Raw genomic sequence first — 11,908 nt, forward strand, 5'->3', positions numbered from 1 at the left:
GCTTTCTCCTTAGAGCTCAATCTCCATGACAATGGGTGTGTGGTCTTGACGCGCACCTGAGTCGATCATATCAGACTTAGTCACATTGTCAGCGATGCGGTTACTTGTGAGCCAGTAGTCGATTCTCCAGCCAGTATTGTTGATTTTAGAAGTCTTGCTGCGTTGTGCCCACCAAGTGTAGCGTTCTGGAACATCGCCGTGAATGTGGCGGAAGGTATCCGTAAATCCAGTTGCCAAAAGGTTGGTAAATCCAGCACGTTCCTCGTCGGTAAATCCAGGTGAACGGCGGTTGCTAGCAGGATTTGCAAGGTCGATTTCATTGTGGGCTACGTTGTAGTCACCGGTTGCAAGGACTGGTTTTTGTTTGTCCAACTCCGCTAAATACTCAGCATATTTGACATCCCAGACTTGACGTTCTTCCAAGCGTTTGAGTCCATCTCCAGCATTTGGTGTGTAAACTTGGGTAACGAAAAATTTATCAAATTCTAGAGTGATGATACGACCTTCCAAGTCCATGGTAGAAGGGGCACCGATTTTTGGGAAGCTGATAGTTGGCGTAAGTTCTTTCTTATAGAGGAACATGGTTCCAGCATAGCCTTTACGGGCAGGTTCTTGGGAAGAGCGCCACGTGTTTTCGTAACCTGGGAAGAGTTCCTCTAAAATTTCCAAGTGTTTCTTTGTAGGACCCTTGGCAGAAAGCTTGGTTTCTTGGATAGCAATGATATCAGCATTTTCAGCGACCAAAGTTTGTAGTACTTCTTGGGACAATTTGGCACGAGTTGAGTCACTAGTTAGGGCAGCATTGAGGGAATCAATATTCCATGAGATGAGTTTCATAAAGTTACCTTTTTCATTCAGATTATAGATTTTATTATACCAAAAAAAGGTCCATTTCCCCAACGTATGGCTTGAAAAATCACTCTCTTTCGTTTATAATTAAGAATGATTTTATGAAAGGGAGTGAAAATAAATGAAATTTTACTCATATGACTATGTACTTAGCCAAATCAGTCAGCAAAATGGCATCATGATTGGCTTTGGAATTGTTCTCCTTGCTATCACAGGATTTTTTGCTTTTAAAGCCTATCGAGATAAAAAGGGGACTAAGTTTCGGGAATTGGTCATGATTTTGGCCTTGACCTTGGTGGCCATGCTTTTGGTGACAATCTCAAAATACCAGACCAATCAAGCCTCTAACAACCAATTTCAAACTTCCCTTCATTTCATAGAGGTTGTTTCCAAAGACTTGGGAGTGGATAAATCAGAAGTTTATGTCAATACTTCTGCAGCCACTGATGGAGCACTTATCAAGGTAGGTTCAAATTTCTATCGTGCCATGAACGGGAGCCAACCAGACAAGTATCTTTTAGAGAAATTAGAATTGCATCAAACAGACGCTATTGAATTGGTGGAGGTAAACAAATGACACTCAACTATATGGAAATTTTAATCAAACTGGCCTTGGGTCTATTCTCGCTGGTTTTCGTGATCAATGTGACAGGAAAAGGAAACCTAGCACCTAACTCTGCGACAGACCAAATTCAAAACTATGTTCTTGGTGGTATCATCGGTGGGGTAATTTACAATAGTTCAATCAGTATCCTGCAATACGCAGTGATTTTGATGATGTGGACGATTTTGGTCTTGACCCTCAAGTGGCTCAATAACAATGTTCGTTTTGTCAAACGCTTGATTGATGGAAAACCAACTCTCCTTATCAAAAATGGGCAGATTGACCCAGAAGCCTGTCGTTCAGTTGGTTTGTCTGCAGCAGAAGTTGCTCTCAAACTTCGTAGCCAAGGGATTTTCCAGATGAAACAGGTCAAATGCGCTGTGCAGGAGCAAAATGGCCAACTCATCGTGGTCCAAATGGGGGATGAAAATCCTAAGTATCCAGTTGTGACTGACGGTGTGATCCAAGTCGATGTTTTGGAATCGATTGGCCGTAGCGAAGAGTGGCTGCTTGATAATCTAAGCAAACAAGGACATGACAATGTGGCCAATATCTTTATCGCTGAGTATGACAAGGGTGCCGTCACAGTTGTAACCTATGAATAAGAAAAACCTGGGGTCTTGGCCTCAGGTTTCCATTTGCAATCAGAAAGGGATTTTATGTCCATTATTCAAAAACTTTGGTGGTTTTTCAAGTTAGAAAAACGCCGTTATCTAGTCGGGATTGTGGCCTTGGTCTTGGTTTCCGTCCTCAATCTTATTCCACCTATGGTCATGGGGCGGGTCATTGATGCCATCACATCGGGGCAATTAACCCAGCAGGACCTCCTTCTTGACCTATTTTACTTGCTTCTTGCTGCCTTTGGGATGTACTATCTACGCTATGTTTGGCGTATGTATATTCTAGGGACTTCCTACCGTTTGGGACAGATTATGCGGTCTCGCTTGTTTGAGCATTTCACAAGAATGTCTCCAGCTTTTTATCAAACCTATCGGACGGGGGACTTGATGGCACACGCAACCAACGATATCAATGCCTTGACTCGTCTGGCAGGAGGCGGTGTTATGTCTGCGGTGGATGCTTCTATCACGGCTTTGGTGACCTTGCTGACCATGCTCTTTAGCATTTCGTGGCAAATGACCCTAGTTGCCATTTTACCCTTACCTTTCATGGCTTATGCGACCAGTCGTCTAGGGAGAAAGACCCACAAGGCTTTTGGCGAATCACAGGCTGCCTTTTCCGAACTTAATAATAAGGTACAGGAGTCTGTATCAGGTATTAAAGTGACCAAGTCTTTCGGTTATCAGGCAGATGAGTTGAAGTCCTTTCAGGAAGTCAATGAATTGACCTTCCAAAAGAACCTCCAAACCATGAAATACGATAGTCTCTTTGACCCCATGGTTCTCTTGTTTGTTGGTTCTTCCTATGTTTTAACCCTCTTGGTCGGCTCCTTGATGGTTCAGAAAGGGCAAATCACGGTTGGAAATCTAGTAACCTTTATCAGCTATTTGGATATGTTGGTTTGGCCTCTCATGGCCATTGGTTTCCTCTTTAATATCACTCAAAGAGGAAAGGTTTCCTACCAGCGGATTGAGGAACTTTTGTTTCAGGAATCACCTGTACAAGACCCTGAGTTTCCTTTAGAGGGTATTGAAAACGGGCGCCTGCAGTATGATATTGATAGCTTTGCCTTTGAAAATGAGGAAACACTGACGGATATTCACTTTAGTTTAGAAAAAGGGCAAACCCTGGGCTTGGTTGGTCAGACAGGCTCTGGAAAAACGTCCTTGATTAAGCTTCTCTTGCGTGAATACAATGTGGATAAGGGTGCTATTTACCTAAACGGTCATAATATTCGTGATTATCGTCTGACAGACCTTCGCAGTCTTATGGGCTATGTTCCTCAGGATCAGTTTCTCTTTGCGACTTCAATCTTAGACAATATTCGCTTTGGCAATCCTAACTTACCCCTTTCAGCGGTCGAGGAAGCGACTAAGCTAGCCCAAGTTTACCAAGACATTGTAGACATGCCTAAAGGATTTGATACGTTGATTGGTGAAAAGGGAGTCAGTCTTTCTGGAGGTCAAAAGCAGCGTCTGGCCATGAGTCGGGCTATGATTTTAGACCCTGATATCTTGATTTTGGATGATTCTTTGTCGGCCGTGGATGCCAAGACAGAATATGCGATTATTGACAACCTTAAGGAGACGCGAAAGGACAAGACAACCATTATTACGGCTCATCGCCTGAGTGCAGTTGTCCATGCAGATTTGATTTTAGTTCTGCAAAATGGTCAAATTATCGAACGAGGCACACACGAAGACTTGCTAGCTTTGGATGGCTGGTATGCCCAAACCTACCAGTCTCAGCAGATGGAAATGAAAGGAGAAGAAGATGCAGAATAAGAAAGAACAATGGACTGTATTGAAGCGCTTGATGTCCTATCTCAAGCCTTACGGCCTCCTGACCTTTTTGGCACTCAGTTTTCTCCTAGCAACGACGGTCATTAAAAGTGTCATTCCCCTTGTGGCTTCCCACTTTATTGACCAGTATCTCAGCAATCTCAACCAATTCGCTGTGACCGTTTTGCTGGTCTACTATGGCCTTTATATCCTACAAACTCTGGTCCAGTATGTCGGTAATCTTCTCTTTGCGCGCGTGTCTTACAGTATTGTTAGGGATATTCGTCGGGATGCCTTTGCCAATATGGAAAAACTAGGCATGTCTTACTTTGACAAGACGCCAGCAGGCTCTATCGTCTCGCGTTTGACAAATGACACCGAGACCATCAGCGATATGTTTTCAGGGATTTTATCTAGCTTTATCTCAGCAGTTTTCATCTTTCTGACAACTCTTTATACCATGTTGGTATTGGATTTTCGTTTGACAGCATTAGTCTTGCTCTTTCTCCCCTTGATTTTCCTTTTGGTCAATCTCTATCGGAAAAAATCAGTGAAAATCATTGAGAAAACCAGAAGTCTCTTGTCAGATATCAATAGCAAGCTGGCTGAAAATATCGAGGGAATCAGAATAATCCAGGCCTTTAATCAAGAGAAGCGCCTGCAGGCGGAATTCGATGAAATCAACCAAGAACACTTGGTCTATGCCAACCGTTCTGTAGCCTTGGATGCCCTCTTTTTGCGCCCTGCCATGAGTTTGCTGAAACTCCTAGGATACGCTGTTTTGATGGCCTATTTTGGCTATCGTGGTCTTTATCTGGGAATAACGGCAGGAACCATGTATGCCTTTATCCAGTATATCAATCGTCTCTTTGATCCCTTGATTGAAGTGACGCAAAACTTCTCAACCCTGCAAACGTCTATGGTTTCTGCAGGTCGTGTCTTTTCCCTGATAGACGAGAGGACCTATGAACCTCTTCAAGAAAATGGCCAGGCTAAAGTCAAAGAAGGCAATATCCGTTTTGAACATGTGTGTTTCTCATATGACGGGAAACATCAGATTCTGGATGATATTTCCTTTTCGGTTAACAAGGGTGAAACCATTGCATTTGTAGGCCATACAGGTTCAGGGAAATCTTCGATTATTAATGTCCTCATGCGCTTTTATGAATTTCAATCAGGGCGAGTTCTCTTGGACGATGTGGATATTAGGGACTACAGTCAGGAAGAGCTGAGAAAAAACATCGGTCTGGTCTTGCAGGAACCCTTCCTCTATCATGGAACCATTAAGTCCAATATCGCCATGTACCAAGACATTAGTGATGAGCAGGTCCAGGCTGCTGCAGCCTTCGTGGATGCAGATTCCTTTATTCAAGACCTTCCTCAGGGTTACGACTCACCTGTGTCCGAGCGTGGTTCGAGCTTTTCAACTGGACAGCGCCAGCTTCTTGCCTTTGCTAGAACAGTTGCCAGTCAGCCCAAAATCTTGATTTTGGATGAAGCGACAGCAAATATTGACTCTGAAACAGAAAGTCTGGTTCAAGCTTCACTGGCTAAGATGAGACAGGGACGAACAACCATTGCTATCGCTCACCGCCTTTCTACCATCCAAGACGCCAACTGTATCTATGTTTTGGACAAGGGGCGCATCATCGAGAGCGGAAGCCATGAGGAACTTTTGGCCTTGGGAGGAACCTATCACAAGATGTATAGTTTGCAGGTAGGGGCCATGGCCTAATACTCTTTGAAAATCTCTTCAAACCATGTCAGCTTTATCTGCAACTTCAAAGCTGTACTTTGAGCCACCTGCGGCTAGCTTCCTAGTTTACTCTTTGATTTTCATTGAGTGTAAGAAGGAAATCCTTCAAATTACAGATTTCTTTCACCGCCTTTTCCATTTTGTGGTATAATGAAAAATGTTGACAAATAGTATAATAAAAACAAAGGAGAAACAGCATGCTGAAATGGGAAGACTTGCCCGTGGAAATGAAATCAAGCGAGGTTGAGTCTTACTACCAGCTTGTCTCTAAAAGGAAGGGTTCGCTGATTTTCAAGCGTTGCTTGGATTGGGTTCTAGCCTTGGTTGTACTTGTTCTGACCTCTCCCATCTTTCTCATCTTGAGCATTTGGATCAAGTTGGATAGCAAGGGGCCAGTGATTTACAAGCAAGAGCGCGTGACCCAGTACAATCGACCTTTCAAGATTTGGAAGTTCCGTACCATGGTGACGGATGCGGATAAACAAGGGAGTCTGGTGACTTCTGCTAACGATAGCCGCATTACCAAGGTTGGCAATTTTATCCGCCGTGTCCGTTTGGACGAACTGCCTCAGTTGGTCAATGTTCTTAAAGGTGAGATGTCCTTTGTAGGGACGCGTCCTGAAGTGCCTCGTTACACAGAGCAGTATAGCCCTGAGATGATGGCAACCTTGCTTTTGCCAGCAGGGATTACCTCTCCAGCCAGCATCAACTACAAGGATGAGGACACTATCATCAGTCAAATGACGGAGAAAGGTCTGTCGGTTGACCAAGCCTATGTCGAACACGTCCTTCCTGAAAAGATGCGCTATAACCTCGCCTATCTCCGAGAGTTTAGTTTCCTTGGAGACATCAAAATCATGTTTCAAACCGTGTTTGAAGTGCTAAAATAAAGTAGTCATGAGAGAATGAGTACAGATAAAAGGAGCAAATCAATGCCAAATTACAATATTCCATTTTCACCACCCGATATTACGGAAGCAGAAATTGCTGAAGTAGCGGATACCCTGCGTTCTGGTTGGATTACAACAGGTCCTAAGACCAAAGAACTGGAGCGTCGCTTGTCTCAATATACACAGACGCCCAAGACTGTCTGTCTTAACTCAGCAACTGCCGCTCTTGAGTTGATTTTGCGTGTTTTGGAAGTGGGTCCTGGAGATGAAGTCATCGTTCCAGCTATGACTTATACAGCTTCATGTAGTGTCATCACTCACGTAGGAGCGACCCCTGTCATGGTGGATATTCAAGCAGATACGTTTGAGATGGACTATGACTTGCTGGAGCAAGCTATCACTGAAAAGACAAAGGTGATTATTCCAGTAGAGCTTGCGGGGATTGTTTGCGACTATGACCGTTTGTTCCAAGTTGTGGAGAAGAAACGTGATCTCTTTACTGCTTCAAGCAAGTGGCAAAAGGTCTTTAACCGTATTGTGATTGTTTCTGATAGTGCCCACGCTTTGGGGTCTACTTATAAAGGGCAACCAGCTGGTTCTATCGCGGACTTTACTTCCTTCTCATTCCATGCAGTTAAGAACTTTACAACTGCTGAGGGAGGAAGTGCCACTTGGAAAGCCAATCCAGCGATTGATGACGAAGAAATGTACAAGGAATTCCAAATTCTTTCCCTTCACGGGCAAACTAAGGATGCCCTTGCTAAGATGCAACTGGGCTCATGGGAATATGATATCGTCACACCAGCCTACAAGTGTAATATGACCGATATCATGGCGTCACTTGGTTTGGTACAATTGGACCGTTACCCAAGTTTGCTAGAACGTCGTAAGGAGATCGTGAACCGCTATGATCGTGGTTTTGCAGGTTCTCGTATCCATCCATTGGCACACAAGACTGAAACTGTCGAATCTTCACGCCACCTCTACATCACCCATGTAGAAGGAGCGAGTTTAGAAGAACGCAATCTTATTATCCAAGAATTAGCTAAAGCAGGAATTGCAAGCAATGTCCACTACAAACCGCTTCCGCTTTTGACAGCCTATAAGAATCTTGGTTTTGATATGGCGAACTATCCTAAGGCTTATGCCTTCTTTGAAAATGAAATTACGCTCCCTCTTCACACTAAATTAAGCGATGAAGAAGTGGACTATATCATTGAGACTTTCAAAACAGTTTCTGAAAAAGTACTAGCTTCATCAAAAAAATTGTAAAAAAGTCTTGACAAAGAAAAAACAAAGTATTAAAATAAGTTCAATAAATCAGAAAAGTAATTATTTTTGATCTTCAGGGAGCCTGTGGTGATTGTGAACAGGTGGTTGGAAGTAGTGAAAGTGGGCTGATTTTAAAAATGAATTTGAAACAATGAAAGTTCGGTGCGCACACCTTACAGTGCAACTTGTTGTTAGACAAGGTAGAGATGTAAAGGGGATAGTCCCTTTATAATTGAGGTGGCACCGCGTTACCAACGCCCTCACACGGAAGTAGATTCTGTGTGTGGGCTTTTTTCTATCCGTCGTTTTGTTTATCTTTTATTAGGGCGTTAAGTCGCTTTGATGAACTTGAGTTCTATCTGCAGCTCCTTGCCTACTACTAAAAGCAAACAAAAAGGCCGGATTGATATGGAAAGAGGAAAAATTTTATGACAACTAAAGGTTATTTTGGACAATTTGGTGGTAGTTTTGTACCGGAGCCGATTCAGGCTTTGTTGGATGAGTTGGAAGTGACATTTGAAAAGTACAAGGATGATCCAGAATTTTTGGCAGAATTTCGCCATTACTTAAAGGACTATTCAGGTCGCGAAACACCGCTCTATTTTGCGGAAAGTTTGACAGACCACTTAGGTGGCGCTAAGATTTATCTCAAACGTGAAGACCTTAACCACCTTGGTTCTCACAAGCTAAACAACGTTTTAGGACAGATTCTTTTGGCCAAACGTATGGGCAAAAAACGAGTAATCGCAGAAACAGGAGCTGGTCAGCACGGGGTTGCGACGGCGGCAGCTGCAGCCAAGTTTGGTATGGCCTGTGATGTCTACATGGGGGCAGAGGATGTGGAACGTCAACGTCTCAATGTTTTCCGTATGGAGATGATGGGAGCAACTGTTCACGCAGTTGAAACGGGAACACGAACTCTTAAGGATGCGGTTGATGCAGCCTTTGGAGCATGGATGAATGATTTGGAAGCCTTCTATGTTCTGGGATCTGCTGTAGGGCCTCACCCTTATCCTACCATTGTTCATGAGTTCCAAAAGGTCATCAGTGAAGAATCTCGCTGTCAAATCTTAGAAAAAGAAGGTCGTTTACCAGACTACGTTATTGCCTGTGTAGGTGGTGGTTCTAATGCTATTGGTGCTTTTTCTCAGTATGTGGCTGATGAAGAAGTTAAATTGGTTGGGGTAGAAGCTGCTGGGCACGGGCTTGATACAGACAAGCACGCAGCTACTATGACAAAAGGTAGTATCGGAATTGTTGACGGTATGAAGACCTATGCAGTCTTTAAGGAAGACGGAGAGCTAGCTCCAGTTTACTCTATCTCAGCTGGATTGGACTATCCAGGGGTTGGCCCAGAACACGCCTACTTTAAAGATTCAGGTCGCGTGGAATATGTTGCAGCGACTGATGAAGAAGCTGTTCAGGCTCTCCTCCTTCTCAGCAAGACTGAAGGGATTATCCCAGCGATTGAAAGCTCACACGCTATCGCAGAAGCAGTTAAACGTGCACCGAAACTAAGCAAAGACGACATTATCATTATCAATGTCTCTGGTCGTGGAGACAAGGACGTAGCTGCGATTGCAGACTACCTAGAAGCTAAAAAGTAATAGATGGAAAAATTACAGTCTTTTCTCTCACAGAGAGCTTGTGGTTGCTGGAAACAAGCAGAGAAAGCTGTAAAGTTGGGTCCATCTGAAACGAGAGAAGAAAACATAATTCTCAAGGGAGTGCCCTTTATCGCACAGCCTGTTACAGGAGGTATCTGAGACAGGAATGAGAGATAGGAGAAATCCTATAATTGAGGTGGCACCGCGAATTTCGTCCTCACGCAAGTTATTTTGCGTGGGGATTTTTATATATTTACCGCAGATATTGCGATTAATTTTTTAAATATTTTCAATAAATAGGTTGTTATAGAATATTTACGAACGAAGTGAGTTTCTAAAAGCTGTTTCCCGCCATAGTGGTATCCTAGAGAAGCAAAGATGCTTCTCTAGGACGGAATTTTTGAGAGTAAAATAGTTCGGGGAACTATTTTAGCCTGAGCCTAGAAATGAATGAGCGAGGAGCTCAAAAATTAGGTCTTTCATTTCCTGGATTGCTAAAATCATCCACTGGATAATTTTACCTTCCGTCCGCACTATTTAAGGGAAATAGAAAAAGATAAAAAATTAAAAATAAGGAACTGAAAGGGAAATTACAATGGAACGAATCATTCATGGAGATGTCTTATCACCAATCTTGGCTTATATGCGTCTAAAGGGGCAACACAAGGTTATCTTAGAGAGTATTCCGAGAGACAAGGAAACAGCTCGTTTTTCTATCCTAGCCTATAATCCTGTTTTTGAGATTAAGTTTGAAAATGGAGTCCTTTATCAAAATGGTCAAGTGATTGATCGTGATCCCTTGGATTTCTTTTATGAAGTGACTCATAAGAGCCAGCACCATTCAGACCTACCTTTTGGTGGTGGAGCCATTGGTTTTGTTGGTTACGATATGATTTCGCTTTATGAAGAAATTGGTCAAATTCCTGAAGATACTATTGGAACGCCAGACATGCATTTCTTCGTTTATGAGAGTTACATGGTCTTTGACCACAAGAAGGAGAAAATCCATGTCATCGAGGATACTCTCTATAGTGAGCGAAGTCAAGAAGACTTGGAAAAAGCCTTGAACCAAGTGCTTGAGGAATTACGCATTCCTGCTCCAAATGAATTTGAAGACTTGGATCTATCTCCGTTAGACTTCAAACCCCATATCGCTCCTCAGAAGTTTGAGGAAATGGTGGAAACAGCTCGTGACTTGATTCGTAATGGCGATATGTTCCAATGTGTACTCAGCCAGCGTTTCTCAGCAGAAGTTACTGGAAATCCATTTGACTTCTACAGAAATCTCCGCGTGACTAATCCTTCTAATTACCTTTATTTCTATGATTTTGGTGATTATCAAATCATCGGTGCCAGTCCAGAAAGTTTGGTTTCAGTTAAAAATGGCATCGTGACAACCAATCCGATTGCAGGGACACGACCAAGAGGCACTACTGATGAAGAGGACAAGGCTTTGGCGACAGACCTGCTTTCGGATGAGAAGGAAACAGCAGAGCATCGGATGTTAGTAGACTTGGGTCGTAATGATATTGGCCGCATCTCTGAAACGGCTAGTGTCCAAGTTACTAAGTATATGGAAGTGGAGCTCTTCCGTTATGTCATGCATTTGACCAGTGTGGTCAAGGGGCGTTTGCTTCCAGAACTCACTGCCATGGATGCCTTGAAAGCAACACTTCCTGCTGGAACCGTTTCTGGAGCACCAAAGATTCGAGCGATGAGACGCATCTATGAACTGGAAACAGAAAAACGGGGCGTATACGCAGGAGCAATCGGCTACTTGTCTGCGACGGGTGATATGGATTTCGCCATTGCCATCCGAACCATGATTCTCAAAAATCAAACAGCCTATGTGCAGGCTGGGGCAGGGATTGTCTACGACTCCATCGCCCAAAACGAATACCAAGAAACCATTAACAAGGCTAAATCTATGACTAGAATTGGAGAACTAAGACCATGATTTTATTGATTGACAACTATGATTCTTTTACCTATAACTTGGCCCAATACATTGGGAATTTTGCAGAGGTGCAAGTCTTGAGAAATGATGATCCCAAGCTGTATGAAGAAGCTGAAAAAGCAGATGGTCTGGTCTTTTCTCCTGGTCCAGGTTGGCCAGTTGATGCTGGAAAGATGGAAGACATGATTCGTGATTTTGCAGGTAAGAAGCCGATTCTTGGAATTTGTTTGGGCCATCAAGCCATTGCAGAAGTCTTTGGTGGTAAGTTAGGTTTGGCTCCAAAAGTCATGCATGGGAAACAGAGCAATATCAGTTTTGAAGCACCATCTGTTTTGTATCAAGGTATCGAGGATGGCCGTGCGGTCATGCGTTATCATAGTATTTTGATTGAGGAAATGCCAGAAGACTTTGAGGTGACAGCTCGTTCGACTGATGACCAAGCCATCATGGGGATTCAACATAAAAACCTACCGATTTATGGCTTCCAGTACCATCCAGAGAGCATTGGAACGCCAGATGGATTGTCTTCTATTCGGAATTTTATCGAGAAGGTTGTAAAGTGAGGAAACTA

The 11,908-nt window shown here is 43.3% G+C and carries 10 protein-coding genes and 2 other annotated features; of the genes, 9 read left to right on the top strand and 1 reads right to left on the bottom strand.

The window, feature by feature from the left end; genetic code table 11:
• Positions 1–9: 9 nt before the first annotated feature.
• Complete coding sequence (locus tag N8L90_RS06650) at positions 10–837, bottom strand: exodeoxyribonuclease III (RefSeq protein WP_049502491.1); 828 nt, start codon at positions 835–837, stop codon at positions 10–12.
• Positions 838–970: 133 nt separating this feature from the next.
• Here N8L90_RS06650 and N8L90_RS06655 point away from each other — a divergent pair, with 133 nt between their 5' ends.
• The 9 genes from N8L90_RS06655 to N8L90_RS06695 all read left to right on the top strand — a co-directional run bounded on the left by N8L90_RS06655 (position 971) and on the right by N8L90_RS06695 (position 11,900).
• Complete coding sequence (locus N8L90_RS06655) at positions 971–1,426, top strand: DUF3290 family protein (RefSeq protein WP_000675329.1); 456 nt, start codon at positions 971–973, stop codon at positions 1,424–1,426.
• On the top strand, positions 1,423–2,058 hold the full coding sequence (locus N8L90_RS06660) for a DUF421 domain-containing protein (RefSeq protein ID WP_000174451.1): 636 nt from the start codon (positions 1,423–1,425) through the stop codon (positions 2,056–2,058). Before N8L90_RS06655 ends, N8L90_RS06660 begins: the two co-directional genes overlap by 4 nt.
• Before the next feature lie 54 nt (positions 2,059–2,112).
• The gene (locus N8L90_RS06665; RefSeq protein ID WP_261024730.1) at positions 2,113–3,858 is read left to right on the top strand and encodes an ABC transporter ATP-binding protein; all 1,746 of its coding nucleotides are present in this window, start codon (positions 2,113–2,115) and stop codon (positions 3,856–3,858) included.
• Positions 3,848–5,590, top strand: coding sequence for an ABC transporter ATP-binding protein (locus N8L90_RS06670; RefSeq protein ID WP_261024731.1), 1,743 nt, complete (start codon positions 3,848–3,850; stop codon positions 5,588–5,590). Before N8L90_RS06665 ends, N8L90_RS06670 begins: the two co-directional genes overlap by 11 nt.
• 218 nt (positions 5,591–5,808) lie before the next feature.
• On the top strand, positions 5,809–6,501 hold the full coding sequence (locus tag N8L90_RS06675; protein WP_049502473.1) for a sugar transferase: 693 nt from the start codon (positions 5,809–5,811) through the stop codon (positions 6,499–6,501).
• A 42-nt stretch (positions 6,502–6,543) separates the two neighbouring features.
• The gene (locus tag N8L90_RS06680; protein ID WP_084930290.1) at positions 6,544–7,773 is read left to right on the top strand and encodes a DegT/DnrJ/EryC1/StrS family aminotransferase; all 1,230 of its coding nucleotides are present in this window, start codon (positions 6,544–6,546) and stop codon (positions 7,771–7,773) included.
• Between the two features lie 34 nt (positions 7,774–7,807).
• Positions 7,808–8,038: a binding site (T-box leader), on the top strand.
• A 163-nt stretch (positions 8,039–8,201) separates the two neighbouring features.
• Entirely contained in the window at positions 8,202–9,380 is a 1,179-nt protein-coding gene (gene trpB, locus N8L90_RS06685) for a tryptophan synthase subunit beta (protein WP_223330632.1), read from the top strand.
• Positions 9,371–9,602, top strand: a binding site (T-box leader). (Overlaps the previous gene by 10 nt.)
• Positions 9,603–9,975: 373 nt before the next feature.
• Positions 9,976–11,337: an anthranilate synthase component I gene (gene trpE / locus N8L90_RS06690; RefSeq protein ID WP_261024736.1), complete on the top strand. Its 1,362-nt coding sequence runs from the start codon at positions 9,976–9,978 to the stop codon at positions 11,335–11,337.
• Positions 11,334–11,900: an aminodeoxychorismate/anthranilate synthase component II gene (locus N8L90_RS06695; protein WP_000601909.1), complete on the top strand. Its 567-nt coding sequence runs from the start codon at positions 11,334–11,336 to the stop codon at positions 11,898–11,900. The genes trpE and N8L90_RS06695 overlap by 4 nt, the downstream gene beginning before the upstream one ends.
• Positions 11,901–11,908: the final 8 nt, after the last annotated feature.

Origin of the sequence: Streptococcus mitis, assembly GCF_946190115.1 — a bacterium.
GTDB lineage: Bacteria > Bacillota > Bacilli > Lactobacillales > Streptococcaceae > Streptococcus > Streptococcus mitis_CO.